Below are 25,656 nucleotides of genomic sequence, written 5' to 3'. Positions count from 1 at the left end.
CATCGGGTAATGCTTTTTTCATGCACAAAACCGGAGCATAACCATGCTCCGGTTCATCGCACGAAAAAAGAACCCCGGAAGACTGGCTTCCGGGGCTTGGGAATGTAATGGAATGGAGATACTGTCATTATGGTTCTACGCTAAAATCTTATTCATCCTCGGGTAAAATTCCCGCAAAAACCGTGTCGATGACCTGCTGGAGATTCTCCCTGGTCATGGCGCTGTAGAAGATCACCTTTTCCTCCGGGGCCAGGCCCAGGGTTTCCCGGATGATCTTTTCGTTTTTCCGGATGTCATTGCGCTTCAGCTTGTCCAGCTTTGTGCCCACCACCAGGACGTCTTTCTGGTAGTACCGGAAATAGTCCAGCATGGCCACATCATCGGCCGTGGGCTTATGACGGGCATCCACCAGCAGAACGAACCGCTTGAGGAAAGGACTCTGGAGAATATAGTCCTCGATGATCTTTCCCCAGGCTGCCTGCTCGGTCTTGGAGATCTTGGCATAGCCGTATCCCGGAAGATCCACCAGCATGGCTCCGCCATTGATGTTGAAGAAGTTCACCAGCCGGGTTCGGCCGGGGGTGTTGGACACCTTGGCCAGCTTTCGGCGATTGGTGATGGCGTTGATGATGCTGGACTTGCCCACGTTGGAGCGGCCCACGAAGGCCACTTCCGGCAGTCCCAGCTCCGGGTACTGGTGTTTCTTCACCGCAGAGGTGACAAATTCCGCCTGTTTGATCCGGATCACGATTCCACCTCCACCAGGGCTTTTTCCAGCACCTCATTGATTTCCTTCACGGGAATGAAGGTGAGCTTGCTAAGAATAGAAGGAGGCAGCTTCTCCAGATCAAACCGGTTCTTTTCCGGAATGATGATGGTGTTGATGCCTGCCCGGGCAGCAGCCAGGGATTTTTCCTTGAGCCCGCCGATGGGGAGCACGCGTCCCGTGAGGGTGATCTCTCCCGTCATGGCCACATTATGCCGGGCCTTCTTCCCCGTGAGGGCGGAAGTCAGGGCCGTGGCCATGGTAACGCCTGCCGAAGGGCCATCCTTGGGCACTGCACCCTCTGGCACATGGATATGGATGTCCTTGTCCTTATAGAAGAGGGAGGTGATGCCCAGCTCTGCACTGTGGGCCCGGACGTAGGAGTAAGCGGCCTTGGCCGATTCCTTCATCACATCGCCCAGCTGTCCGGTGAGTTCCAGCTTCCCGGTGCCGTCCATGACGGTGACTTCGATGGGGAGGATATCTCCGCCGAACATGGTCCAGGCCAGGCCGGTGACCACGCCAATGCGGTCTTCCTTCTCCGCTTTCTCGTACATGAACTTGGGGTGACCCAAAAACTTCTGGATCATCTGGGGGGTCAGCGCCACGCTGGTCTTTTTCTTTTCCAGCATATAGGCGATGGATTTGCGGGTGAGGCTGGCAATGCTGCGCTCCAGATTACGAACGCCGGATTCCACCGTATAGCCCTCGATGAGGAACTTGATGGCATTGTCCGAGAATCGGATGGCATCGGGGGCCACGCTGTGCTCCTTCAGCACCTTGGGAATTAGATGACGCTTGGCGATGTTCATCTTCTCCTCATAGGTGTATCCGTTGATCTCAATGACCTCCATGCGGTCCAAGAGCGGACGGGGCACGGTGTCAAGGGTGTTCGCCGTGGTGATGAACATGACCTTGGACAGGTCCAGCTCCACTTCCAGGTAATGGTCGCGGAAGGTGGAATTCTGCTCCGCATCCAGCACTTCCAGGAGGGCATCCGCCGGATCTCCTCGAAAGTCATTGGCCATCTTGTCGATTTCGTCCAGGAGGAACAGAGGATTCTTGCTCTTGGCCTGGCGCATGCCGTAGACGATGCGTCCGGGGATACTGCCCACATAGGTTCTGCGGTGTCCGCGGATTTCCGCTTCATCCCGCACGCCACCCAGGGACATGCGGACGAAGTTGCGGTTCACGGCCCGGGCCACGGACTTAGCGATGGAGGTCTTCCCCACGCCAGGGGGGCCCACGAGACAGATGATGGGGCCTTTCATGGTCTTGGAGGTGTTTTTCACCGCTAAATACTCAATGATGCGGTCCTTCACATCCTTCAGCCCGTAATGATCCGCTTCCAGGATTTCCCGGGCTTTGATAATATCCAGATTGTCCTTGGTTTCCTTGCTCCAGGGCAGATCGATGAGCCAGTCCAAGTAGGTGCGGATGATACCGCCCTCGGCGCTGTAGCTGCCGCTGTTTCGGAGCCGATCCAGCTCATAGAGGGCCTTCTCCTTGGCTTCCTTGGGCATCTTGGCCTTGGTGATCTTCTCCTTGTAGGCGAAGAACTCCTTGGCGTCCTCATCGTACTCGCCCAGTTCCTCCTGGATGGCCTTCAGCTGCTCCCGGAGGTAGTACTCTTTCTGCACCTTGTCGATGTTGCTCTTCACCTTGGTGCCGATGCGCTTCTCGATCTTGGCGATTTCCAGTTCCTTGTTGATGATGACCAGGAGCTTCTCCAGACGGTCCATGATATTGAGGCTCTCCAACAGGACCTGCTTGTCCTCGGGCTTCAGCATGAGATAGGACGCCACCGTATCGGCGAATCGTCCAGGCTCATGGATGTCTTCCAGGGAAACCAGGGCTTCCTGGGGCATGTATCCCGTATGGCGGACGTAAGACTGCAGGGACTCTTTCACCGAGCGGACGAGGGCTTCCTCTTCCACATTGGCCACGGTGGTCTCCTCATCCTCGAGGATCTCCACCACGGCGCGGAAGCTTTCTTCCTCTTTCAGCGAGGTGAGCTTTCCCCGGGCAATGCCTTCCACCAGAACCCGCACGGTGTTCCCCGGAAGCTTCAGCAGCTGCCGGATGACGCACAGGGTTCCGATATCCAGTAAATCCTCCCGGGTGGGGTTTTCAATTTTGCTGTCCTTCTGGGGGACAAGGAAAATTTCCTGGTTCTTCAACATCGCCTCATCCAAAGATGCGATGGACTTATCCCGCCCCACATCAAAGTGGAGAACCATGTACGGGAAGATCGTGATTCCCCGCAAGGGGATCATGGGCAATGTTTTACGCTTTCTTGCCATGGGATTACCTCTCTTTTAAAATGGACAAACCTTGCGGTCTGTCCATGGTATTTGTTATGCCGTTTCTTCGTCGATGGCGTCTTTCAGCGCTTTACGGTAGGAAATCTCCGGTGCCTTGGTGGCAATGGTCTCGCCAGTGATGCGCACCTTCTCGATGGTTTCATCGGAAGGCACATCGAACATGACTTCCTTCATGACATCCTCCAGGATGGAGCGAAGTCCGCGGGCTCCGGTGTTCCGCTTGATGGCTTCTTCGGCAATGGCCAGGAGGGAATCCTCAGAGAACTCCAGCTTGACGTTGTCCATTTCGAAGAGCTTGGTGTACTGCTTCACCAGAGAATTCTTGGGCTTGCTCAGGATGTCCACCAGGGCAGCCTTGTCCAGGCTGTTCAGGGTGACCACAATGGGCACACGGCCGACAAACTCCGGGATAAGCCCGAATTTCAGAAGATCGCCGGGAAGAATGCTTTCCAGCAGCTGTCCCACATTTTTCTCGTGCTTGGAGGGAATATCCGCGCCAAAACCGATGGAGGACTTCTGTGTGCGCTTCTCAATGATCTTTTCGATGCCGTCAAAGGCACCGCCCACAATGAACAGAATGTTCGTGGTGTTGATCTGGAGGAGCTCCTGGTGGGGATGCTTGCGTCCGCCCTGGGGAGGAACAGAAGCGATGGTGCCTTCCAGGATTTTCAAGAGTGCCTGCTGCACGCCTTCGCCCGACACATCGCGGGTGATGGAGGGATTCTCCGACTTGCGTGCGATCTTGTCGATTTCGTCGATGTACACAATGCCCCGCTCCGCCTTCTCCACATCGTAATCCGCATTCTGGATGAGCTTCAGGAGAATATTCTCCACATCCTCACCCACATAGCCAGCTTCCGTCAGCGTAGTGGCATCGGCGATGGCAAAGGGAACCTCCAGGAAACGGGCCAGCGTCTGGGCCAGCAGGGTTTTTCCGGATCCGGTGGGTCCCAGAAGAAGAATGTTGGATTTCTGCAGCTCCACATCGCTCTTCTTGGGATAGTTAATGCGCTTGTAGTGGTTGTATACCGCCACCGCCAGAGACTTCTTGGCACTGTCCTGACCAATGACATACTGGTCCAGATGGGCCTTGATTTCCTGGGGCTTCGGCAGTTTCGTGAAGTCCTTGTCATGACGCTCGGTCAGTTCCTCTGCGACGATTTCGGAACACAGTTCAATACACTCATCGCAAATATAGACTCCGGGTCCGGCGATGAGCCGTTTTACCTGATCCTGGCTTTTCCCGCAAAACGAGCATTTCAGTAGGTTCTTCTCTTCAAATTTTGCCATTTCTCTCACCTCTTTTACTTGAACGACCGGGATCTTCCCGGTTTCCGCATTGCTGACGGAAATTTCCCACTTCCATGTCCTCGTTTCCAATGAACTCCATGGGCGTCTAAATTTGGATTGTCCTAACCCTATTCTACCATTACGACGTCAAAAGCTCCATGGAGGGCTGAATTAGTGTTTTTCCAGAACACTGTCAATGAGGCCGTAAGCAATGGCCTGCTCCACGTTCATGAAATTATCCCGTTCCACGTCTTTTTTAATCACATCCAGGGGCTGTCCGGTTCTCTCCGCCATGATGGTGTTCATCTTCTCCTTGATCTGGAGAATTCGGCGGGCATGAATCTCAATGTCCGTGGCCTGGCCCTGATAGCCGCCCAGAGGCTGATGAATCATGATTTCGCTATTGGGCAGGGCAAAACGCTTGCCCTTGGCACCAGCGGTCAAGAGGAACGCGCCCATGGAAGCGGCCATGCCGACACAGATGGTGGCCACATCAGGCTTGATGTAGTTCATGGTATCAAAAATTGCCATGCCGGACGTGATGGAACCTCCGGGGCTGTTGATGTAAATATAGATATCCTTATCGGGATCCTCGCTTTCCAGGAAGAGTAGCTGAGCCACCACCAGATTGGCGGTGACATCATTGATCTCGCCGGAGAGCATGATGATTCTGTCCTTCAGCAGTCTGGAAAAAATATCGTAGGATCGTTCTCCTCGGTTGGTCTGTTCTACCACAATTGGAACTAAACTCATTTGAAAAACCTCCATTAAATCATTTTCGAATCGATGTACCTTATAGTATAGCGGATAATCATTAAATTGCACTTAAAGTCGTCGACATCAATTTTAAACAATTAAATTGTATCCTTAATTTCTGCGGGATGCAAGAGGAACTTCTTCCCCCTCTAGACAAGTATTGCCAGAGAAATCATCCCTGGCAATATGGCAACATCCTTCAGTTGAGATTCTCCATCTTCTTGTCGCTTTCGCGAAGGGTTTTACTCTGCGCTCTCTTCGTGGGTGTGGTGTGCGTGGTTGTGCTCCACGACCACTTCCTTCTCGGTAACTACAGCATTTTCGGTGAGCAGGGCGAAGAGCTTGGCGGTGGTCACTTCCATCTCCAGTTCCTTCTTGTTGGACTTCAGGAGCATCTCCTTCAGTTCCCCCTTCTGATCGCCGTACATTTTCACGATTTCATCAGCCTTGGCTTCCAGTTCCTCTTCAGAAGCGGTAATGCCTTCCTTCTCCACCAGGGCGTCGATGATCAGGTCATTCTTCACCATGGTCTTGGCATTTTCCTGGAACATGCCGCGGATGGTGTTGGCATCCTGGCCGGTCATCTGGAGATACATCTCCATCTTGATGCCCTGGGCGTTCAGTCTCTGCTCAAAGTCACGGATCATGCGGTCAATGCCGGACTCAATCATGGCCTGGGGAATTTCGACTTCCGTCTTGTCAGCCAGGGCCTTGATGAGGTTATTGTTCAGATCGGTCTTGGAACGCTCATTGGCGTCGGACTCCAGCCCTTCCCGGATGCTGGCCTTCAGCTCGTCCAGGGTGTCAAACTCGGACACCTCGGAGGCGAACTCATCGTCCAGTGCAGGGAACTCCTTGGTCTTGATGTCCAGGATCTCCACGTCGAAGGTGGCATCCTTGCCCTTTACTTCTTCTGCGGCGTAATCTTCGGGGAAGGTTACTTCGATGGTTTTCGCTTCACCGGCCTTCATGCCGATGAGCTGATCCTCGAAGTTGCCGATGAACATGCCGGAACCGATCTCCAGCTCGAAGTTCTCGCCCTTTCCGCCTTCAAATTCTACGCCGTCTACTTTTCCGTTGAAGTTGATGACGGTGACGTCACCCTTGGCCACTTCCGCGCCTTCTGGCTTGGATTCAATGCGGCCGTTCTTCTCCACCAGGTGGCTCAGCTCATGGTCGATGTCATGGTCGGTGACCACATACACGGGCTTTTCCACTTCCAGGCCCTTGTATTCGGGCAGGTCGAACTCCGGATACACTTCCACCTCAGCAGTGTAAATGAAGTCCTTGCCTTCTTCCATCTGTACGATGTCGACCTTGGGATAGTCCACAGGCTTGATGCCGGTTTCTTCTACAGCCTTGCCGTAAGTATCGCTCAGGATAAAATCGCTGGCATCGTCAAAAAGAACTTCCACGCCGTAGAAGCGCTTGATCATGGCCAAAGGTGCCTTGCCCTTGCGGAATCCCTGGACGTTCAGGTTCTTGACATTTTTCTTGTATGATTTCAGGATCGCCTCGCTGAGCTTAGCAGCCTCCACAGTCACTTCCAGTTTCACTTTTTTCGAATCCAATTTCTCGAATGTTACATTCATTTAATTCGTTTCCTCCTCAGACCCCAAGGGGTTCATTTCAAACTTATAATATTATATATGATACGACTTGTCATTTCAATCTTTATCCCAGGATTCTTTCCAGGTAGACCCGGCTGGCGGCCAGATCCTCCAAAGCGGTGTAGTTTTCCTTGTACACTTCGATGATCCCGGGGCCCTCATAGCCCACAGCGGCGAGCTTTTCCCGGAGCCCCCGGAAGTCATAGGTGCCCTTTCCCGGAAGGAGGCAGGGGGCCGATGCGTCATGGTCGTTGAGATGGAGATTCACCAGATCCTTCCCATAAAGCTCAAGATACTCCTCTGGCCGTTTCCCCGCCTTCACGGCCTGTTTAATGTCCAGGGTGAACTTCAGGGGCTCCTTCACGGCATCTTTTAAGCGCTTCAGGTACTCCAGATCCCCCGATAGGCACCAGGACACGTTTTCCTGGGCCAGGGCCACCCCATGCTCCAGACCTTCGTAGATCATCCGGTCGTAGATATAGACCACATCCTGGAAGCTCATGTTCCGATGGGGCCGTTTCACCAGCCCATGGAAGGTGTAGGCCTTGGCCCCCAGAATTTCGGCAAACCGCACGAAGCTCTGGTAGATTCGGAAGAAATCTTCCCGCCGCCTGGGGTAGGCATCAAAGAGATACGGCTCAAAGGCCGAGCTCACCGTATGAACCGAGGTGATGCGAAAATTCACCCGGTCCGCCCGTTCCCGGAGCTCCAGGGCGTATTCCGGGGTAAACTCGAAAAAGCTGTTGGCAAATACCTCCCCCGTGCGGAACCCTTGGGCCGCCAGGAGCTCCACCGCATTTTCCGTCAGCACATCGGGATAAAATATTGCCGTGGAGATTCCAATATCCATGTACGCACCATCCTTCCTTGCCATTCGTTCTCCCCACCGAAGAACCCTTCGTCCAAAAACCGACGGTCAATGAATTCTTTAACCGCCGGTTCTCGCCTTAGGGCGATATGATCTTCATGTCAGGGGTGAGGTAGCGGGTCTTCCCGTCGGCCTCATATTCCAGGCCCTTTTCCGTCCGCCCTTTCAGGGTCACATTCACCCCTTTGACGCTCTGGAAGCTCTTGTGGGATAACGGGTTCAGCTCCACCACATAGAGGAAGCGCCGGTTGTCAAACCAGGGCAGCTGGGACAGGTACACCACGGTGTCCTCATCGAGAAATCGTGGCTGGGTGCTCCAGACGAAGCCCGGAAGCCGCCCCAGGATGCTCTCTTTGGTTTCGGTGTAGCCCCGGGAGCTTTTGTAGATCCGGTAGGTGATTTCCGTCACCGTGCCCGCGGGATCCGCCACATAGAGCTCCTGGACATCGTCCTTCTGGAGGACCAGGAGTTTTCCCGAGGGAGAGAGATCCGCCTGATAACCCACAAGCTCCGTCAACGGAGCAAAATGCAGGTCTTCTCCTTCGCCTTCCAGGGAAAGGGCCAGCCTCACATCCCCGGGAAGCGTCAGCGTGACGGTTTTTTCCTCCACCACCGGTTCCCCGGGGGTTTCTGCCGTTTCCGGAGTTTCCACCGGCGTGGGCGGCAGATTCTCCAGGAGCTCTTCCTTCTGCTTCTCCTCCTGGAGAATGTCCTGACGGACCTTTTCCACCTTGGCCAGGATGGGCTTGCGGAAGATGATCACCAAAGCGACGGCAAGCAGAAGGAACACCGCAAGCTTCTTGAAAAAGCTTTTGCGGCGCTGCTTCTTTTGGTACTGACTGCTGAAAATACTGGTCTGGGATGATCTTCTCATGGACTGTCTCCTCATTTCGAAATGGGAATTCCCTTATGCTGACAACCGCAGGATGTGCTTTTTTCGTCGCCGTTATTTTTGCAGCATCCGCCCTTCTCCATCATGATGTTTTCGGTATACTCTTCATAGTCATAGCCGTCTTTCAACAGGTCTTCCATCATAGGACAAAAACCTCCTCGCCTGCAATGGCCTTCTCCACCAGTTCCTCCACCGGAAGCACCGCTTCATGCTTCTTGATGTACTCCAGCTTGGGCTTGGTCACCGGATGCTTGGGCACGAAAATCGTGCAGCAGTCCTCGTAGGGGAGAATGGACGTCTCGTAGGTGCCGATGTTCTGGGAGATTTCCATGATGTCCACCTTGTCCATGGCCACTAAAGGCCGGAACACGGGACGGTCGGAGGCCTCATCGGACACCACCAGAGCTTCCATGGTCTGGGAAGCCACCTGACCCACACTTTCTCCCGTGGAGACGCTGTGGATGTTGTACTTCTTGGCCAGGGCACAGGCGCACATCATCATGAACCGGCGCATGATGATCGTAAGCTCATTCTCTGGGCACTGATCCATGATGGCCATCTGGATTTCCGTAAAGGGCACCACATGGAGATGGAACTTTCCGGTATACCCCGCCAAGATAGCGGCCAGCTCCTTCACTTTATCCTTGGCCCGCTCGGAGGTGTAGGGATGGCTGTGGTAGTACACCCCGTGGACCTCGATGCCGCGCTTGGCCAAGAGGAATCCTGCCACGGGGGAATCGATGCCGCCGGAGAGCATGAGCATAGTGCTGCCGTTGATGCCGTAAGGCATGCCGCCGATGCCCTTCACCCGGGCCATATAGACGTAGGCATGCTCCCGGATCTCCACATCAATGAAGGCCTGGGGGGACTTGATCTCCACGGAATACCCCGGAGCATTCTTCAGCAGGTAGGCGCCCACCTGACGGGACACCTCCATGGAATCCATGGGGAAGTTCTTGTCCGCCCGCTTGGTCACCACTTTAAAGGTGGTTCCCGCCGGATAGGCCTGAAGGGCCGAAAGAGCCAGCTCCTGGATCTTTTCCAGATTCCGCTCCGTCTGCACCACAGTGCAGACCTCGATGACGCCGAAGACCTTGCGGATCTTCTCCCGGATGGTCTCCAGATTTTCCCCGGCAATGAACCAGCGGTTCTGGTCCTCGTAGAAACGGTATTCCTCGTCCTTGAGGACGTTCTTCATATTTTCCTTCAGCTTCTTCTCAAATCTTCCCCGGTTGAGTCCCTTGAGAAAAATTTCCGAAGCGTATTTAATGAGTAAAAGTTCCAAACTACTTCCTCCTTAGAAAGTTCACCGCTTCTTTGATCATGGCCGCGCCATGGCGCACCTCGTCTAAAGTGGTGGTTTCGGTGAGACTGATCCGGATGCTACCCTTGATGGCGGCCTCCGGAAGCTTCAGGGCCTGGAGCACATGACTGTCCTTCGTGTCCTTGGATGTGCAGGCAGAGCCTGTGGACACATAGACCCCCTTGTCGCTGAGATAGTGAAGCATGACTTCACCCCGGGTACCCGGGATACCGATGCTGAGAATATAGGGTGAGGTTTCCTCCAGGGGAGAATTCACCTGGATCCCCTCCAGGGAACTTAGTTCCCGGAGAAGCTCGGCCTTCAGGTTTTTCACCCGGGCGGCATTTTCTTCCACATGGGGAGCCAAGGCGTTCACCGCCGCTTCAAACCCCACAATGGCCGGAACGTTCACCGTTCCCGCCCGGAGCCCCTGTTCCTGCTCTCCCCCCAGAAGAAGGGAGGCGGGACGCTGCCCCTTGCGGACATAGACAAAACCGCAGCCCTTGGGGCCGTGGACCTTATGGGCGGACACCGTGAGAAAGTCCAGATCCGCTTTCTTCACCTCCAGCGGTAGCTTGAGATACCCCTGAACGGCGTCGGAATGGAACTTTGCCCGGCGGCTTTTCCTGCGGATGATGGGGGCAAGAGCCGCCAGATCCTGGATGGCCCCCATTTCATTGTTCACCATCATGAGGGAAACGAGGACTGTGTCCTTGGTGATCTTCGCCTCCAGTTCCAAGGGATCGATACGTCCCAAGGCATCCACGCCGAGGAAGTCCACCCGGACTCCCTGACTTTTTGCATACTCCAGAGTGCGCAGCACGCTGGGATGCTCAATGGCTGAGGTGATGATGTGCGCCCCTTCCTTAATAAAGGAGCGGAGAATCTGATTGTTGCCTTCCGTGGCACCGGAGGTGAAGATAATCTCCCCCGGAGCAGCGCCGATGGACTGGGCCAGGGTCTTCCGTGCCCTTTCCAGGGCATCCTCCGCCCTTCGCCCCACCTGATGCAGGGAGTTCGGATTTCCATATTCATTTTCCAGGGCATCGGCCATGACCCTCACCGCCTGCTTATGCATGGGCGTGGTGGCCGCATTATCCAGATAGGCTTCCATCAAAATTCTCACCTTCCATAGTTTTCACTGGTATACTTTAACACAATGAAAGTCAAATCTCAAGGTCCAGAAGTGCCGAATAGACTTGACTGATCAGGCTTCCCATCTCCTCGGGTTTTTCCAGGATTCCCTGGACCAAGCTTCTGCTTCCGCCGCCCCGGAGGGCAAAGCGGGCCTTCAGGCTTTCAAAGATTTTTCGGGCATCCTTGGCCTCGCCGGTGAAGAGAAAAATCCGTCCGTCGGGGCGATAAAACACCGCCACCTTCTTTCTCCGGTTCATTTCCAGCCCCACGGCCTTCATGAGCTCATCCTCGAAATCCACTTCCTGGACCACTGTATCCTCGGTGTAGCCTTGGGCCAGGGCCACGCCCAGCCGGGCGGTCAGCTCCTGGACCATTTTCCGGTACTCGTCCCGCTCCTCCCGGAGCCGAACCACCCGGAAGGGCAGTTCGTCCACATTGACCTGAACCTCTTTTTGGAGAAGACGCACCGTATCCTCCATGTCCCGGAGGTAACGGAAGGCCCGGTTTCCGGCAAGGAAGTAGAGCCGGCTGCCGCCTTTATGCTTTTCACTCTGCATGACCCGGAAGAGCCGTAAATCTTTCAGACTGGACACATGGGTGCCGCCGCAGGCGCAGTAGTCCACTTCGCCGATCTGGACGATGCGGATGTTAGTGGCCAGGTCTGTGGCTTTGCGCAGAGGAAGACTGCCCAGGTTCCACTTGTCCCGAATGTAGACGCTGACGGGAAGATCCTCGCCAATGAGATCATTGACCCGCTTCTCCGCCGCCGTGAGAACTTCCTCCTCCACCTCCCGATCCGTGTCGATGGTGGTATACTGTTCCCCCAAATGGAAGGCCACGGTTTCCACCCCAAATCCGTCTTTCAGGACCGCGGTGAAGAGATGTTGCGCCGTATGCTGAACGCTGTGGTCCCGGCGCTTTTCCGGGTCAATGATGCCTTCCACGGGCATATTGATGGTGAGGCCGGAGAACGCCTCCAGCTCATGCCAGATTTCCTCCCCTTCGGTGAAGACCCGCAGCACGGGTTTGCCGTTGAGGGTTCCCTGGTCCGAGGGCTGACCGCCCCCTTCGGGATAAAAATAACTTTTCTGAAGGGAAACCATCACCCTGTCTTTCTCCTCCACGACGCTCTTCACACGGGTGTGGAACCGGGTTATTTGCGGATCCGTCAGATATGGCAGCATAACAATCCCCTCTTTTCATCATACTCGTATGTCCATTGTAGCACCAAAACCTTTCCCTGAAACCTCCCGGGCAAATTCGAAATCCGAAGAAAAGATATTTCCCCCTTTAATTCCATTTTAATAGTTCTTCAGTACAATGAAGAAAATCAGATGAAAGAAGGTAATCCCATGGAGAAGAAACTCTATAAAAATTCCGATAAGAAAATGATCTCCGGTGTACTGGCTGGATTTGCCGATTACTTCAATATGGATGTCACCGTCATCCGCATCCTCTACGTCCTGGTTTCCCTCATGATCCAAGGCTTCCCCGGCATCATCCTCTACATCATCCTGGCCATCGTCATGCCCGATATCCACGAAGCGGACCGTCCAGAGCGAAACCGCCGACAGGAAGGCAGCTATACCAGCTACGGCACCCCCAAAAGTGACCCGGAAGGCCAGCGTCCCTATCAGGATGTCCAGTACAAGGAAAACCCCAAGCCTGAAGAAGTCCAGGACAGCTTCAAGAAGTCCGGCGGGTCCTACACCCCCAATGATCGCCCCTAATTTTAAACTCCTGACGCCATCCTCTTCCCTTCATGGGCGGAGGATGGTCTTTTTTTCCCGCCTTTCATATTTTCTTCACAAATATTCGAATCGATTGCGCTATAATAGATAATATCAGAATATTTCAAAAAGGACTCGGGAATGGATTCCCCGTCCTCAAAATTTGGGAGGGAAGTAAAATGGAAGAACTGAAAAAACTCTTGCTGGCCACCGTGGGCGCCGCCACCTTGTCCCTGGAAAAGGTGGATGCCACGGTGCAGGACCTCATTGAACGGGGAAAACTCAGCGTCAAGGAAGGCAAAGAGCTCCGGGAGGAGCTGCTCCAGCGAAAAAAAGACGCTGAACCGGAAACCCTCACGGCAGAAAAGCTGGACTCAATACTGGAGTCGCTGAATTTCGCCGGCCGTCGCGAAGTGGAGGTCCTGGAGGAAAGAGTTCGTATTTTGGAGGAAAAGATCGCAAATCTCGACGCAAAGTAACGCGCAAAGGCAGCAGGAAAGGGTGCAGGTATGGCGGATAAGCAGAGTTTACCTTCGAAGAAGCGGTTTCGGCAGATTGTCCGGGTCTTAAGTTCCTATGGCTTTGGCCATATTCTCCATGCCAAAATGAAATCGGAGAAGATGAAGAATGATCCAGAAAACCTGCGGTTGGTGTTTGAGGAACTGGGACCGACCTTTATTAAGATCGGCCAGATTCTGTCCACCCGCCCCGATGTTCTTCCCGCGGAATACATTGCCGAGCTTTCCAAGCTCCAGGACAAGGTTCCCCCCTTCTCTTCAGCCACCGTTCGCAGAATCATCGAGGAGGAGCTTCACCGGCCCACGGGCGAGATTTTCTTAAGCCTGGAGGAAGATCCCATTGCCTGCGCCTCCGTGGCCCAGGTCCACCGGGCGGTCCTCCAAAACGGCACTCCGGTCATTGTGAAGGTCCAGCGGCCGGACATTGAAAAAAGCCTCCTGGAGGACATCGATATCCTGCTGCGCATCGTAAAAAGAGCGCCCAACACCCTACGGGATGTGCTCCTGGACCCGGTGGAAGCTTTGGAAGAAATCCTCGAAACCACCAAGGTGGAGCTGGATTTCACCAATGAAGTTCGTTTTGTCCAGCGGTTCCAGAAGGAGAACCAAGACATCGCCTGCATCATGACGCCCCAGGTCATCCTGCCCCTGTCCACAGCCCGGGTGGTGGTCCAGGAGGAAATCCGAGGGATCAAGATTTCCGACAAGGCCGCCCTTCTGGAGGAAGGCTATGACCTGGAGGATATCGGCCGGAAGCTGGTACTGTCCTTTCTCTACCAGCTCTTTCACAACGGGTTTTTCCATGGGGATCCCCATCCGGGTAACCTCATCATCAGTGAGCGGAAGATCTGCTACATCGATTTTGGCATCATGGGCAGCCTCAGCCCCAAGGCCCGCAGCGCCATCAATGACCTGCTCCTGTCCCTGGTGCGAAAGGACATCGGCCATCTGGTCAATCTGGTGTTGGATGTGGCCGTGCAGAAAGGCCCCGTGAACAAGAACCTCCTCTATGAGGATCTGGAGAATATTATCCACTCCTACCTGCAGACCAGTTTAAAGCACATCCAGGTGTCCCGGCTCTTCATGGATCTCTTTGAAGCCGCCCGGAAAAACAACCTGAAGCTTCCCCGGGAATATACCACGCTCCTCAAGGCCCTCCTCATTCTGGAGGGGGTCATCAGCGACCTGGCCCCGGAGATCAGCATTCTGGAGATTGCCCGGGATTACCTGAAGGAAGACAAAGCCCTGGCCTTCCGCCCGGAAATCAGCCTGGATCAGCTGCTGCTTTCCGGCTACACCCTCCTGCAGGACTCCCTGCGGATCCCCGTGAGCCTCTCCACGATCCTCGACAACTTCATCAGCGGCCGGGGAAAGGTGAAACTGGACATCATCAACTTCGATCATCGGTGGAAGGACTTCAACAAAATGGTGAACCGGGTGGTCTTTGCCCTGGTGGTCTCCGCCATCATCATCGCCTCGGCCCTCATCATCCGCAGCGGAGGCGGACCGGAAATCAACGGCGTCAGTGTCGTGGGGCTTCTGGGTTTCGGCCTGGCTGGTTTTCTGGGTCTCTGGCTGCTCTTCTCTATCCTTAAGTCTGGCAATATCTAGCCTGAATGTCGAAAGACGGCCCTTCCCTGAAGAAGATGCCGTCTTTTTTGCTTGTTTTGGATCAGTTGCAGTTGGACTTGGTGTTGATGCCTAACGCATAATACTTGATCGCCTCGTCCTTTTTGCCCATTTTGTAGTAGATATTCCCCATATCCCGGTAGCGCTTGGCCAGCTCGCAGGATTTGCCCCGCTTCAGCAGCATGTCCAGGGATACGCTCATATAGGTTTCCGCCATGTCGTAGCTTCCGCTTTCCGCCAGGAGGATGCCTTTAAAGTAGTAGGCTCTTTCCACCGTATCGGGATTTTTGTTCTCGATGGCGGAGTTCACCACGAGATCGATGTACTTGGAGGCTTCCTCATAATGCCCTGCGTTGACGAACATGGCCATGGCGTCGAGGATCAGTTCCACATTGTCGGAGAACTTGTCCTGGGGGAAAATCTTGGAAGCTTCGTTCATCTCCCGGTAAGCCCCTTCATAGTCATGGCGGCTCAGGTGCTTCACCGCAATGAGGTACTTGGCCTTGGCATGGACCTCGGGATATTCCGCCAGATAATCCGACACCTTGTGGTAGGCGTCCTCCTCATCTTCCGAGGAGGAGATGAGGTAGTGGAGCAGGTGAATGTTTCCCCGGATCTTATTGCTATCCGTGGCGGAGAGCAATCGGTCGATCTGGGGGAGAAGACGCCGGGCCTCCTCATACTCCTGAAGATACACATAGCAGGTGGCCGTGAGATAGGGCACATAGAGCTTCCGATCCTCGCCGAAGCCCTCCGGCAGCTCATCCAGCCGCAGCATGAGGTGGTTCAGAAACACTAACGCATTGCGGTACTCATTGGTAGCGTAGAGATATTTGGCCATGCTGAGGAAGTAGAGGTACAGGGTCTCGCTGCTCACAATTTTGATGAGAACCTTGTAGAGATTGGAGATTTCGGAGTTCAGTTCCTCGATTTTGCTTTTCTCGATGTAGTGATCGATGAGCTGAAGCCTCGCCAGGAAGGTTTCCTTGAGGAAGCCGCTGCCTTCTGTGAGCTCAATGAGATCCAGGATCTCTTTTTCATAGGTTTTGGAGAAGGTATTCTCCGAAAGCCTCGTCAGTTCATCGCTGATCTCCTCCAGAATATCCTTCTGGAGCTCTTCCCGGGGGATCTCCAGACGCTGGGCCACCAGGTCCAGGATCCAGTCCTCCGCCTGCACCTTGTCATTTTCAATGGTGCTCATCTTGGACACGGAGATTTCCTCTCCGCATAAAGCCTTTAGGGTCATTCCTTTTTGAATCCGCGCCCGCCGGATCTTTTCGCCTGTGCTCAGAATTTCCATCAGCGTTCACCCTCCCCGTCTTCCGTAATTTTCAGGGATTGTTCAAGCAGCTTGTACGAATCCACCTGTTTTCCTTTTTCAAGATAGATCTTGGCCATGAGGATCAGAATTTCCGACTCCTCCTCGGCCATTTTTTTCTCCCTGGCCAAATTGAGGGCCAGGATCAGGTAATTCAGCGCATCGCGGGAGTTGCTGAAGAGACTCTCCACCTTGGACTTCAGGCGATAAAGCTTGATGTTGCCCCGGAAGTCCTCTTCCACAATGATCCGGTCCAGATAGGAGATAATCTCCGCGCAGGCCTCTTTTCGGTTGAGGTGGGCATAGCACTCGGCGATGACCAGGTACACCTCCACCAGCTTTTCCGTATTCTTGCTGAAGATGGTCTGGGCTTTTCGAAGATGCTCCAGGGCGCTCTGATAGTCATCAAAGTCCACATAGAGCTTACCCAGGTTAAACTCGATGTTGCCCATCTCCATCTCTTCCTCGCAGTTCTTGAAGAGATTCAGGGCCATGGCGGAATATTTGCCCGCCTCCTCCAGGTTCCCTTCCAGCTCATGGCGCTCGGCCACCCGGGAGAGGAACATGGCGTAGGAGTCCTTGTCCGATAAAATGGCAAACTTCTCATTGGCCTTTCCGGTATATTCCTTGGCCCGGTCCAGGCGGCCCAGCTTCTTGTAAGCCAGCGCCAGATAGAAGTAGACCTTGGCCAGCATGATTTCATCCGTGAGAATCCCTTCGGTGAAGAGCGCTTCGGACTTATGGAAATAACTGATGGCCATGGGGAGGGATCCTGTATCCATGAAGGTTTTTGCCACCAGCATGAAGTTCTCCAGGTACGCCCCCTTAATATTATGAATGGAGTAAATTACATTGCATTGAAAGAGATAGTCATACCCCGGGGTATAGTTCTTCTTCTTGATCTCGTAGAACCCCCGAAGGTAGAGATTTTTCGCCTTAGGCAGAATCAGATTGTATTTTTCGATGTAGCGTTCCCCTTTTTCGATGTACATCCGGGCCTTCTCGAACTCCTCGAGCTCGATGTTGATCTCCGCCATGCGGCTGTAATACTGACAGATTCGTTCCGCTTGCGTGGACTCCGACTCCATAAAGTATTCCACCGATACATCCAGGGTTTGGGCAAGGTAATCCAGAAGATCCATGGAAGGATTGGATTTGCTGGACTCCACCAGACTGATCTGTCCGGGGGTTACCCGACTGCCTGCCACATCTTTCAGTGTCATGTTCAATTCTTTTCTTCGTTTTTTTACCTTTTCCCCTAAGGACAATACTTCCATAAAACCCTCTCCTCCGGCATAATCGCATTTTTATTATAACATATTATCTCACTCGAATTATGCCGGAAATCACGGGAATCGCCAAATTTTGCATATTTTTTAAGCAAAAGTTCAGATTTCAAGAAAAGGAGGAGGGAAAAACCGGACCTTCCGGTGCTCCCTCCTCCAAATCATGGGTTATTCCTGAGAATCCCCCGCTACTTGCTCCACATTACTTAAAAAAATCAGACCAAAAAAGCACTTTTGGCCAGTTCATCCGCCCGGTCATTGAACCGATCTCCGCTGTGGCCCTTGACCTTGATGAATTTCACCTGCAGGTCCTTTTTCATGTCCTGGAAAAAGGTGTGATACCCGGCCGTGAGGGGATTATTCCGCTTCCAGGTCCCCAGGGCCCAGCTTTCAATGCCCTGATAGTCAAAATGCAGGTGAAGCTTGCGGAATCCCTTGGCCTTGGCGTACTTCATGGCGGTGATGGCGCCCAGCACCTCTCCCGCCACATTGCGCATGCTGCTGTACTCGCTCTTGAAGGCTTTGGCATCGGTGTAGATCTCCTCGTCCCCCACCACGGCCACCAGACCGTAGGCATACCGGCCGGTCTTCTCCTCGTAGCTGCCGTCCACATAAACGACGATTTCTTCCTCACCGAGCACCACCGGGGCTGCCCCAGCTTCCTTGGACGCGGGCTTTCCCGGCACCTCTTCGCCGTGGAGGCGGAGGAACTCCCGGGCCCCCTCTTCCGTGGGGAAGCTCTTGAACTTCACCCCTTTGGCGCCGGTGACTTCCTTTTGACAGGCTGCCCAGGTGGTGAGGATCCGGGGCTCCTGGGAATGGCCGCCAATGACGGCATAAAATTTACTCAACTTAAATCTCTCCTTGAAAAAGGAGCGAAACGCTCCTTTTGTGATCTTTATTTCTTTTGGTTTTCTTCGGGGATATTTTTCCCAAGCTTTACGGGTTCCTCCGGCTTCGCCTGAAGCACCGGCTGGAAAATGGGGTCCAGATCCAGGGGCTTCACCTCATCGGGCAGAAGATACTCCTCATCGGGCAGATAAGAGGGTTTCTTCTTCTCCAGGGAGCCGTCCACCATGCCATAGACCTGATCCAGGGTCTTGGCGGGGGTAAAGCCCACGAGGGTTCCCAGATTGTCCCGCAGAAGCTTCAGGGTTTTCAGTTCGCCCTGCCAGTGTTTCACCAGGATGGGCACGGGAATTTTCGTCAGCATATGGTTGGCACCAAAGAAGATCAGGGCCAGATCATCCACCTTCCCTAAAATGGGCATCTTGTCCGGCAGAAGATCAAAGGGCAGGAGCGGATACCCGAAGGTCACACCCAGGACCACTTTGTCCCGTTTAGCCACCCGTTTGTCCTTCATGAGGCGATAGGCCAGCACATAGAGGTCCGGCAGGAGGAAGGCGTACTCGCCCAGATTCTTCCGTCCGGCGGGAATCTTTTTGAGGAGTTTCTTTCGAAAATCGGAATAGGAATCTGCGGTGCGAGGGATGAGTCCCAGCTTCCGGTTGAACTCCTTGAGCCGGGCTTCCTCCGCCTGGCGCTTGGCTTCCTCCTCTGCGATCTTGTCCTTGTTCGCCTCCGCCTGAAGGGCGGCCACATCGGCTTCAATGCCCTTTATGGCCAGGGTCAGCACCCCGTCCGCCATGGCCAGATTGTCCACCACCAGATGAACATGGGGGGATTTCTGCAGGGCAGAATCGATATTCACCGACAGGGCTTTATCGGCATAGGTGAGGCCCATTTCTTCCGCTTTTTTCGCCAGGGTTTTGCTGGCCAGGTTTAAAGCGAACTTGGGAATGCCGATTTTCAGCACCTTTACCCGTTCCATGCGCAGGGTGAGCACATTGTTCAGGACACTGAGGATGCGTACCCGGGCGAGAAAGGGAATCCCAATGAACTTCCGGAATGTCCCGGTGATTTCGAGAAAATTCTCCTGAAGCACCACCTCATGAAAGGTCAGTTCAGGAACCTGGGGCTCCACTAAAGTTTTCAGATCATGCAGAATATCCTCTGCACTGAGCGTGGTGGTCACCGATGTGATTCTCATCTTTGCTTTTCCTCCTTGGAGCGCGGATTTTCAGCTCTTTACCTCATTATAGCCAATTCTTTCCCCGCCCGCGCCTGGCCGGGAAAAGAATTTCTAGTAACTTTACAATTGCGGGGGTTCCTCTTCCCCTCTTCGGCGGATTTTTGCCAGCAGAAGAAAGATGCCCGTGAGGAAAATGCCGCCCAAAAGGCCCCCCACATGGCCAAAGTTGTCGATGCCCGAGGAGCTCATCCCCAGGAGGAGGTTAAGGCCCATGACGGCCAGCACCCGGGGGAGCAGGCTGCGCACGGTTTTATTCTCCCCGAAGAGGGCCATCATGAAGATGGCGCCCAGGAGGCCAAAGATCGCCCCCGAAGCCCCCACGGACACGTTGGGGGTGAAGAGAAAGCTCATGATCCCGCCGGTGAGGGCGGAGAAAAGATACACGCCCAGAAATCGCCCCTTGCCCAGGGCGGTTTCCACAAAGCGTCCCAACACCACCAGGGCATACATGTTGAAGAGGAGGTGGAGAAAATCCGCATGGAGAAATGCCGAGGTGAGGAGCCGCCAGTACTGCCCCCGAAGGATGAGCTCATTAATCTTCGCCCCGGTGGTAAGAAGCACCAGAAGATCAATGGTCAGGCTTTGGGATTTCAGCGCCGTGTACACATAGACCGCCACATTCATCGCCAGAATTCCCAGGGTCAGGGCCATATCCTTCAGGGCGGCCCGGGGACGGGGTTTCGGCAAGGGCTTCGCCAGCACGGAGCGGGTCACATCATCGTGGCCGAAGAACTCCCCTTCCCCATTGACATAGACCTCGGAATACTGGGCCTGGGGAGCTTTAGGGAGGACGCCGTGTCCCTGGGTGAAGACGATGTTCACCACATAGGCGGGAATGTTATGGATTTTCGCATGGCTTCGAAAAGCCAGAAGATTGTCTTCCTCCCGTCCCAGGCTGGAAAAGATCACCGCTAGGACGCCGTTGCGGATGGGGGTATAGAGATAGAAGGAGAAATCCTCCTCCGTGGAGGCGAACTCCTCCAGAAAAAAACCTTTTTCATCGATGAGCAGGTGCATGATGTCTTTCAAAATCCGATTCACCATGACAGCACCTCCTTTCCTTATCCTGATTCTACCTGATTTCGCCAAAGAACAAAAGAAAAAAGGCCTTTCGGCCCTTTTCCTATCCGATGTATTCCTCCAGAAGGTCCAGAAGATGATCGAAGCGGCGCAGAGTCGCTTCCAGGGGCGCCTTGGACGTCATGTCCACGCCGGCAATCTTCAGGGTCTCCACGGGGTAATTGCTGCCTCCGGACTTCAGGAAGCCCAGGTACTTGTCCACGGCACTCTTGCCTTCGGCCAGAATGGCCTCGGCAAAGGCGCTGGCTGCGGCATAGCCGGTGGCATACTGATACACGTAGAAGTCGCTGTAGAAGTGGGGAATTCGGGCCCACTCGATGGCGATTTCCTCGTCAAGAACGATGCCTTCTCCAAAGTACTTGCGGTTGAGGTCCAGCCACAGGGCGTTGAAGTCATCCCCGGTCATGGGGGTGCCCGCCTGGATGGTCTCATGGGTGATCTTCTCAAACTCGGCGAACATGAGCTGACGGAACACGGTGGTGCGGATCTGCTCCAGTTCCTGATTCACCAGGTAAAGCTTCTTCACGGGATCCTTCTCCGCCTCGATCTGGTAGTTGATGAGGAGCTTCTCATTGGTGGTGGAAGCCACCTCTGCCACGAAGAGGGTATAATCGCCGTAGACGTAGGGCTGATACTTTCGGGAATAGTAGGAATGGATGGAATGGCCCATTTCATGGACCAGTGTGGACACATCCCGTAGATCCTTGTGGTAGTTCAGGAGGATATAGGGCGCGGTGTCATAGGTTCCTGAGGAATAGGCGCCGCTGCGCTTTCCCTTGTTCTCATAGATGTCAATCCAGCCGTCTCTGATGCCAGCCTGGAAGATCTCCAGATATTCCTCGCCCAAAGGGGCCAGTCCTTTCAGGGCCAGCTCCACGCCGTCCTCGAACTCGATCTTTTCCTCCGGCACATCGATGATGGGCACATAGAGGTCGTACATGTGGATCTCGTCCAGCTTCAGGAGCTTCTTCTTAATGTCCACATAACGGTGAAGGGACTTCACCCCTTCGCTGATGGTCTCGAGGCTGTTGTCATAGACGGCCACGGGAATATTGTTGGGGCTTAGGGATGCCTCGATGGGTCCGGCATAGTTCCGAATCTTCGCCTTCAGGTTGAAGGTCTTCATATTGGAGGACAGGGTCTGTCCCAGGGTGTTCTTGAACTTGCCGTAGGTGCCGAAAAGCTCCAGGAAGGCATTTTTTCGAAGGACTCGGTCCTTGGACTGAATATACATGCTGTAGCTTCCTTCGGTCATGGGGTGAGCTTCTCCGGCCTCATCCACCACATCCTGGAAAGTCATGTCCGCATTGGTGAAGATGGAGAAGATGTCATCCGGGGCATTGAGGGAATCGGACAGCGTGGCCAGAAGCTCTTCCTTTTCCTTGGAAAGGACATGGGGCTTCTCCTTGACGATGGAGGCGATGTAGAAGCGGTATAGCGCCAGCTCCTCATCGGCCAGGTATCCTTCGATGATGGCATCATCCAGGGACAGTAGTTCCGGCACAAACCAGCTCACCATGGCGCTGTATTCGGCGGCATACTGGGCCACCTTGGACAGAATCACCTGCTGAACATTGTTGGCCGTGTCTTCATGGCTCTTCATGCTGGCATAGACATAGAGCTTCTCCAGCCGTCGGGTGTAGACTTCAAAATCCTTCAGGTACGCCAGAAGGCCCGCCTTCTCCTGGATCTTATTCTTGTGGGTCAGGAGCACCGGGGCCTCTTCCTTGAGTTTGGCCAGCTCTTCCTCAAAGGCTTCGTTGGACGGGAAAATGTCCTCCACACGCCATTTGAAGCGGTCTTCGATTTCACTGCGCAGTTTTACTTTGTTCTCCATAGTAACCTCCGTTTGTTCATTTGGTTTCATTATAATCGAGATGATCGGCCTTTACCCCGTTTCCCCAGGGTAAACTATACCTCATCGGGAAACTTCTGTACTCCCGAAAGCTCCGGAAGCACCTCGGCGGTGATGCTGAACTTGGTGATGTCCACATGGTTCTTCAGCTCCAGGAGAAACCCCCGTTCATCCAAAGGCGAGATATAGCCCTTCAGCCGTCCCTGGATGTACACCGCCATGCGCTGGCGGGAAAGGGCCAGGGAAGAATAGAGGGAACGGGATCGCCGAATCTCCGTGATGGCTCCATAGGGGTACCGGTCCCGGATCCAGCCGCTGCGGGCCAGAATATCCTCTTCCCGGAACACATAGTAGGTGCCAAACCACATGGATAAGAGGAAGAGCAGAACGCTGAGAAAGACCAGGATCGCCAGGGGTTCGATGGGCTCCCGGGCCGCCAGCATCTTCACCAGCACATATAGGGTGAAGAGGGCTGTGCCCCAGATCATCACCGCATAAAACCGGTCTCGTTTGGAATAATAGCGCAACACGATCCCCCCTCTTTCCCTCGATAGTTTGATTATAGCGGAAGTTCCCTAAATAAATCTTGAATTTTCGAAAATTAGCGAAAAAAAACCGGCAGATTTTCTGCCGGTGATGAAACGAAATATGCCTTAAGGCTGAACGCTCTTCAGGATTTTCTCATAGGTTTCCTTTAGGGTGGAGAGAAGCTCCCCCTCCGCCTCCAGGGTGTTGATGGCCACGGTGGTGCTCCCCGTTTCCCGGGCCAAGGTCTCCGATACTTTCGGGGACGCCTGTTCCTCCAGGAAAATCGTCTTGATCCCTTCCTGCTTCACAAAGCTGATGAGCTCTTCCAGAGTTTTGGGGGTAGGTTCTCCCTCCTGGAAGGGACCCTCCACGGCTTTCTGGACCAGACCCAGTTCCCGGGTGAGGTAGGCAAAGGCCGCATGGCCCGTAACAAAGGCTTTGCCTTCATAGGGGGCAAACTTTTCCTGATATTCGGCTTTCAACCCCTGGGCCGTTTCCTGGAAAGTCCGAAGATTTTCGGCAAACTCCGCGGCGTGGTCTGGAGCGGCTTCGGCCAGGGCCTTTTCGGCATTCTCGGCCATGACCATGAGGGCATCCAGGCTGAGCCAGAGATGGGGATCAAACTCCCCGTGATCGTGGCCGTCATCGACGGTATGTCCCTCTTCGGCCTCCAAGGGGATGAGATCCGCTCCGGTGGAAAGATCCACCAGCTGAAGCTTTCCGTTGCCGGAATTCTCCACGGCCTTCTCCACCCAGGGCTCCATGTCCAGCCCGTTGATGAAGAGAAGATTCACCTGGGAAAGCTTGCCCATATCCTGGATCGTGGGCTCGAAATCATGGGCTTCGCTGCCCTCGGGAACAATCTTCCAGGTGCTCACCAGGTCTCCACCCACGATCTTCACCACCTGATCCACGGGATTGATGGAAGTGGCCACGGTGATGACGGACTTGCCTTCTGCCGGTGTTTCCGGCGCTTCCTTTGCCGCGCATCCGGCGGCCAATAATGACACCGCCAGGGCGGCGATGCTGAATGTTAAACTCTTTTTCAAAATGCTTCCTCCTGCTTGTTGCAAATCATTTGCATGTAAGAGTATAATAGGATAAGTCATTTTATTTGTCAACACTTCAAAAAGGATTGTACAGTCCCACGGGAGGACTGGAGCGCACACCATGATCGAAATTAAAGACCTGACCTTCTCCTACACGGGAGAACCGCCCTTCCTCATTGAGAATATGTCCATGTCCATTCCGGGAGGCCAGCTGGTGTCCATCATCGGAGAGAACGGCTCCGCGAAATCTACTTTGGTGAAACTCATGGTGGGTCTTCTGACCCCCCTGAAAGGCAGCATCACCATTGCCTCGCCCAGTGTGGCCTATGTGCCCCAGCGGATGGAGAGCTTCAACAAGCAGTTCCCCATCACCGTGGAGGAAGTCTATAAAATCCACCTGAAAGCCCTGGGAATGCCCGATGAGGGCCGCATCGACAAGGCCCTCGCCGACGTGTCCATGTCCGGCTTCAAAAAAACCCTCATTGGCGACCTGTCCGGCGGACAGACCCAGCGGATCTTCATTGGCCGGGCCCTTTTGGGCGATCCCGAGGTGATCATCCTAGACGAGCCCTCCACGGGCATGGATCTTCGCAGCCAGAAGGAAGTGCGGGGCATTCTCCGTCAGCTGCGGGAAAAGAATGTCACCATCCTCACGGTGGAACATAATATTTCCGCCGCCATCCACAGTTCCGACTACATCATCCGCATGGGAGACCAGATCGGGGTCCTCTATGACATTAAAACCTTCAAGACCAATATCCAGCACGAGGACGTGGACAATATGCTCGTCTTCCGAAAGGGGGAATTCTGATGCTGGCCTATCCCTTCATGCAAAATGCCCTCCTGGCGGGGGCCATGGTGGCCATCCTGGCCCCGGTCATCGGAATCTTCCTGGTGCTTCGGCGCTACGCCATGATGGGCGATACCTTGGCCCATGCCTCTTTGGCCGGCGTGGCCATTGGCATCGTCATCGGGGTCACCCCCACCATCACCTCCATCCTCTTCACCACCCTGGCTGCTTTTCTCATTGAGTTTCTCCGGGACCGCTTCAAGCGCTACGCGGAAATCCTCATGTCCGTGGTCATGACCCTCAGCGTGGGCATCGCCATCGTGCTGGTCTCCAGCGGAAAAGCCAACACCAACATCAACCAGTACCTCTTCGGCAGCATCCTCACGGTGACCCGGCAGGATCTCCTTCTGGTGCTTATCGTCACTTTGGTGACCCTCCTGGCAGTGAAGGTCTTTTACCACGAACTCATCTACACCACCTTTGATGAAGACGGTGCCCTGGTTTCCCGGGTGAAGGTCAAGCGGATCAACTACATCTTCGCCCTCCTCATGGGACTGGCCATTTCCGTTTCCATCCGGATCACCGGTGTCCTCGTCATCTCCTCCCTCATTGTACTGCCCGTGGCCTCGGCCATGCAGTTCAAGAAGGGCTTTCGCAGCACCCTCCTTCTGGGAGTCCTCATCGGTCTCCTGGATGTGCTCCTGGGCCTCATTCTCTCCTATACCTTTGACAGTGCCCCCGGCGGCACCATCGCCCTCATGAGTGTCGTCACCATGCTGGGCTCCCTGCTGCTCAATCCCTTCAGCAAATAGAAAGTCCGCGGGGAAAAGCTTTC

At 54.3% G+C, this 25,656-nt stretch carries 24 protein-coding genes; 5 read left to right on the top strand and 19 right to left on the bottom strand.

Annotation, left to right across the window (positions count from 1 at the left end; translation table 11 throughout):
* Positions 1 to 148: 148 nt before the first annotated feature.
* From yihA to KCG48_RS05515, 11 genes are all read right to left on the bottom strand, one after another.
* A complete protein-coding gene (gene yihA / locus KCG48_RS05565; protein ID WP_211800553.1) occupies positions 149 to 745 on the bottom strand; it encodes a ribosome biogenesis GTP-binding protein YihA/YsxC in 597 nt (198 codons plus the stop codon).
* The gene (gene lon / locus KCG48_RS05560; RefSeq protein ID WP_211800432.1) at positions 745 to 3,069 is read right to left on the bottom strand and encodes an endopeptidase La; all 2,325 of its coding nucleotides are present in this window, start codon (positions 3,067 to 3,069) and stop codon (positions 745 to 747) included. Before lon ends, yihA begins: the two co-directional genes overlap by 1 nt.
* A gap of 54 nt (positions 3,070 to 3,123) precedes the next feature.
* Positions 3,124 to 4,380 (bottom strand): ATP-dependent Clp protease ATP-binding subunit ClpX, encoded by a 1,257-nt coding sequence (gene clpX, locus KCG48_RS05555; RefSeq protein ID WP_211800431.1) that lies wholly within the window; start codon positions 4,378 to 4,380, stop codon positions 3,124 to 3,126.
* A 171-nt stretch (positions 4,381 to 4,551) separates the two neighbouring features.
* A complete protein-coding gene (gene clpP, locus KCG48_RS05550; protein WP_211800430.1) occupies positions 4,552 to 5,133 on the bottom strand; it encodes an ATP-dependent Clp endopeptidase proteolytic subunit ClpP in 582 nt (193 codons plus the stop codon).
* A 245-nt stretch (positions 5,134 to 5,378) separates the two neighbouring features.
* Positions 5,379 to 6,728, bottom strand: coding sequence for a trigger factor (gene tig, locus KCG48_RS05545; protein ID WP_211800429.1), 1,350 nt, complete (start codon positions 6,726 to 6,728; stop codon positions 5,379 to 5,381).
* 82 nt (positions 6,729 to 6,810) lie between these two features.
* A complete protein-coding gene (locus tag KCG48_RS05540; RefSeq protein ID WP_211800428.1) occupies positions 6,811 to 7,596 on the bottom strand; it encodes a sugar phosphate isomerase/epimerase family protein in 786 nt (261 codons plus the stop codon).
* Between the two features lie 97 nt (positions 7,597 to 7,693).
* Positions 7,694 to 8,488 carry a hypothetical protein gene (locus KCG48_RS05535; protein ID WP_211800427.1) on the bottom strand — a complete coding sequence of 265 codons (795 nt, stop codon included), beginning with the start codon at positions 8,486 to 8,488 and terminating at the stop codon, positions 7,694 to 7,696.
* 11 nt (positions 8,489 to 8,499) lie between these two features.
* The gene (locus KCG48_RS05530; RefSeq protein ID WP_211800426.1) at positions 8,500 to 8,649 is read right to left on the bottom strand and encodes a hypothetical protein; all 150 of its coding nucleotides are present in this window, start codon (positions 8,647 to 8,649) and stop codon (positions 8,500 to 8,502) included.
* Positions 8,646 to 9,791, bottom strand: coding sequence for a tRNA uracil 4-sulfurtransferase ThiI (gene thiI / locus KCG48_RS05525; protein ID WP_211800424.1), 1,146 nt, complete (start codon positions 9,789 to 9,791; stop codon positions 8,646 to 8,648). Before thiI ends, KCG48_RS05530 begins: the two co-directional genes overlap by 4 nt.
* Position 9,792: 1 nt before the next feature.
* On the bottom strand, positions 9,793 to 10,923 hold the full coding sequence (locus tag KCG48_RS05520) for a cysteine desulfurase family protein (protein WP_211800422.1): 1,131 nt from the start codon (positions 10,921 to 10,923) through the stop codon (positions 9,793 to 9,795).
* 52 nt (positions 10,924 to 10,975) lie between these two features.
* A complete protein-coding gene (locus tag KCG48_RS05515; protein WP_211800420.1) occupies positions 10,976 to 12,130 on the bottom strand; it encodes an alanyl-tRNA editing protein in 1,155 nt (384 codons plus the stop codon).
* Between the two features lie 168 nt (positions 12,131 to 12,298).
* Between KCG48_RS05515 and KCG48_RS05510 the strand changes: the two genes are divergently transcribed.
* The 3 genes from KCG48_RS05510 (at position 12,299) to KCG48_RS05500 (ending at position 14,805) form a co-directional block, all read left to right on the top strand.
* Complete coding sequence (locus tag KCG48_RS05510) at positions 12,299 to 12,676, top strand: PspC domain-containing protein (protein WP_211800418.1); 378 nt, start codon at positions 12,299 to 12,301, stop codon at positions 12,674 to 12,676.
* Positions 12,677 to 12,855: 179 nt separating this feature from the next.
* A complete protein-coding gene (locus KCG48_RS05505; protein ID WP_211800416.1) occupies positions 12,856 to 13,155 on the top strand; it encodes a phasin family protein in 300 nt (99 codons plus the stop codon).
* Between the two features lie 30 nt (positions 13,156 to 13,185).
* On the top strand, positions 13,186 to 14,805 hold the full coding sequence (locus KCG48_RS05500) for an ABC1 kinase family protein (RefSeq protein WP_211800414.1): 1,620 nt from the start codon (positions 13,186 to 13,188) through the stop codon (positions 14,803 to 14,805).
* A 61-nt stretch (positions 14,806 to 14,866) separates the two neighbouring features.
* Here the strand turns inward: KCG48_RS05500 and KCG48_RS05495 are convergent, their stop codons facing one another.
* The 8 genes from KCG48_RS05495 to KCG48_RS05460 all read right to left on the bottom strand — a co-directional run bounded on the left by KCG48_RS05495 (position 14,867) and on the right by KCG48_RS05460 (position 24,031).
* Positions 14,867 to 16,123, bottom strand: coding sequence for a helix-turn-helix domain-containing protein (locus tag KCG48_RS05495; protein WP_211800412.1), 1,257 nt, complete (start codon positions 16,121 to 16,123; stop codon positions 14,867 to 14,869).
* Positions 16,123 to 17,418 carry a helix-turn-helix domain-containing protein gene (locus KCG48_RS05490; RefSeq protein ID WP_211800410.1) on the bottom strand — a complete coding sequence of 432 codons (1,296 nt, stop codon included), beginning with the start codon at positions 17,416 to 17,418 and terminating at the stop codon, positions 16,123 to 16,125. The genes KCG48_RS05495 and KCG48_RS05490 overlap by 1 nt, the downstream gene beginning before the upstream one ends.
* Positions 17,419 to 17,642: 224 nt before the next feature.
* Positions 17,643 to 18,278, bottom strand: coding sequence for a ribonuclease H1 domain-containing protein (locus KCG48_RS05485; RefSeq protein WP_211800408.1), 636 nt, complete (start codon positions 18,276 to 18,278; stop codon positions 17,643 to 17,645).
* 47 nt (positions 18,279 to 18,325) lie between these two features.
* Positions 18,326 to 19,477, bottom strand: coding sequence for a YkvA family protein (locus KCG48_RS05480; protein WP_211800406.1), 1,152 nt, complete (start codon positions 19,475 to 19,477; stop codon positions 18,326 to 18,328).
* A gap of 102 nt (positions 19,478 to 19,579) precedes the next feature.
* Positions 19,580 to 20,563: a rhomboid family intramembrane serine protease gene (locus tag KCG48_RS05475; RefSeq protein WP_211800404.1), complete on the bottom strand. Its 984-nt coding sequence runs from the start codon at positions 20,561 to 20,563 to the stop codon at positions 19,580 to 19,582.
* 79 nt (positions 20,564 to 20,642) lie between these two features.
* Positions 20,643 to 22,436 carry an oligoendopeptidase F gene (gene pepF, locus KCG48_RS05470; RefSeq protein ID WP_211800402.1) on the bottom strand — a complete coding sequence of 598 codons (1,794 nt, stop codon included), beginning with the start codon at positions 22,434 to 22,436 and terminating at the stop codon, positions 20,643 to 20,645.
* 74 nt (positions 22,437 to 22,510) lie between these two features.
* Entirely contained in the window at positions 22,511 to 22,984 is a 474-nt protein-coding gene (locus tag KCG48_RS05465) for a PH domain-containing protein (RefSeq protein WP_211800401.1), read from the bottom strand.
* A gap of 123 nt (positions 22,985 to 23,107) precedes the next feature.
* Positions 23,108 to 24,031, bottom strand: coding sequence for a metal ABC transporter substrate-binding protein (locus KCG48_RS05460; protein WP_211800399.1), 924 nt, complete (start codon positions 24,029 to 24,031; stop codon positions 23,108 to 23,110).
* Between the two features lie 121 nt (positions 24,032 to 24,152).
* On the opposite strand from KCG48_RS05460, the gene KCG48_RS05455 reads away from it, so the two are divergent.
* Positions 24,153 to 24,842: a metal ABC transporter ATP-binding protein gene (locus KCG48_RS05455; protein WP_211800398.1), complete on the top strand. Its 690-nt coding sequence runs from the start codon at positions 24,153 to 24,155 to the stop codon at positions 24,840 to 24,842.
* Positions 24,842 to 25,633 carry a metal ABC transporter permease gene (locus KCG48_RS05450; RefSeq protein ID WP_211800396.1) on the top strand — a complete coding sequence of 264 codons (792 nt, stop codon included), beginning with the start codon at positions 24,842 to 24,844 and terminating at the stop codon, positions 25,631 to 25,633. Before KCG48_RS05455 ends, KCG48_RS05450 begins: the two co-directional genes overlap by 1 nt.
* Positions 25,634 to 25,656: the final 23 nt, after the last annotated feature.

This window comes from Proteiniclasticum sediminis (assembly GCF_018128025.1).
GTDB classification, from domain to species: Bacteria; Bacillota; Clostridia; order Clostridiales; family Clostridiaceae; genus Proteiniclasticum; species Proteiniclasticum sediminis.
Note: the sequence above shows the minus strand (reverse complement) of the source record. Positions and strands in the feature narration are given on the sequence as shown.

Bases quoted from the DNA above. Each gene is read 5' to 3' on its own strand.
- lon (WP_211800432.1), bottom strand. From the start codon at position 3,069: ATGGCAAGAAAGCGTAAAACATTGCCCATGATCCCCTTGCGGGGAATC.
- clpX (WP_211800431.1), bottom strand. From the start codon at position 4,380: ATGGCAAAATTTGAAGAGAAGAACCTACTGAAATGCTCGTTTTGCGGG.
- clpP (WP_211800430.1), bottom strand. From the start codon at position 5,133: ATGAGTTTAGTTCCAATTGTGGTAGAACAGACCAACCGAGGAGAACGA.
- tig (WP_211800429.1), bottom strand. From the start codon at position 6,728: ATGAATGTAACATTCGAGAAATTGGATTCGAAAAAAGTGAAACTGGAA.
- KCG48_RS05540 (WP_211800428.1), bottom strand. From the start codon at position 7,596: ATGGATATTGGAATCTCCACGGCAATATTTTATCCCGATGTGCTGACG.
- KCG48_RS05535 (WP_211800427.1), bottom strand. From the start codon at position 8,488: ATGAGAAGATCATCCCAGACCAGTATTTTCAGCAGTCAGTACCAAAAG.
- KCG48_RS05530 (WP_211800426.1), bottom strand. From the start codon at position 8,649: ATGATGGAAGACCTGTTGAAAGACGGCTATGACTATGAAGAGTATACC.
- KCG48_RS05520 (WP_211800422.1), bottom strand. From the start codon at position 10,923: ATGGAAGCCTATCTGGATAATGCGGCCACCACGCCCATGCATAAGCAG.
- KCG48_RS05515 (WP_211800420.1), bottom strand. From the start codon at position 12,130: ATGCTGCCATATCTGACGGATCCGCAAATAACCCGGTTCCACACCCGT.
- KCG48_RS05510 (WP_211800418.1), top strand. From the start codon at position 12,299: ATGGAGAAGAAACTCTATAAAAATTCCGATAAGAAAATGATCTCCGGT.
- KCG48_RS05505 (WP_211800416.1), top strand. From the start codon at position 12,856: ATGGAAGAACTGAAAAAACTCTTGCTGGCCACCGTGGGCGCCGCCACC.
- KCG48_RS05500 (WP_211800414.1), top strand. From the start codon at position 13,186: ATGGCGGATAAGCAGAGTTTACCTTCGAAGAAGCGGTTTCGGCAGATT.
- KCG48_RS05495 (WP_211800412.1), bottom strand. From the start codon at position 16,123: ATGGAAATTCTGAGCACAGGCGAAAAGATCCGGCGGGCGCGGATTCAA.
- KCG48_RS05490 (WP_211800410.1), bottom strand. From the start codon at position 17,418: ATGGAAGTATTGTCCTTAGGGGAAAAGGTAAAAAAACGAAGAAAAGAA.
- KCG48_RS05480 (WP_211800406.1), bottom strand. From the start codon at position 19,477: ATGAGAATCACATCGGTGACCACCACGCTCAGTGCAGAGGATATTCTG.
- KCG48_RS05475 (WP_211800404.1), bottom strand. From the start codon at position 20,563: ATGGTGAATCGGATTTTGAAAGACATCATGCACCTGCTCATCGATGAA.
- pepF (WP_211800402.1), bottom strand. From the start codon at position 22,436: ATGGAGAACAAAGTAAAACTGCGCAGTGAAATCGAAGACCGCTTCAAA.
- KCG48_RS05455 (WP_211800398.1), top strand. From the start codon at position 24,153: ATGATCGAAATTAAAGACCTGACCTTCTCCTACACGGGAGAACCGCCC.
- KCG48_RS05450 (WP_211800396.1), top strand. From the start codon at position 24,842: ATGCTGGCCTATCCCTTCATGCAAAATGCCCTCCTGGCGGGGGCCATG.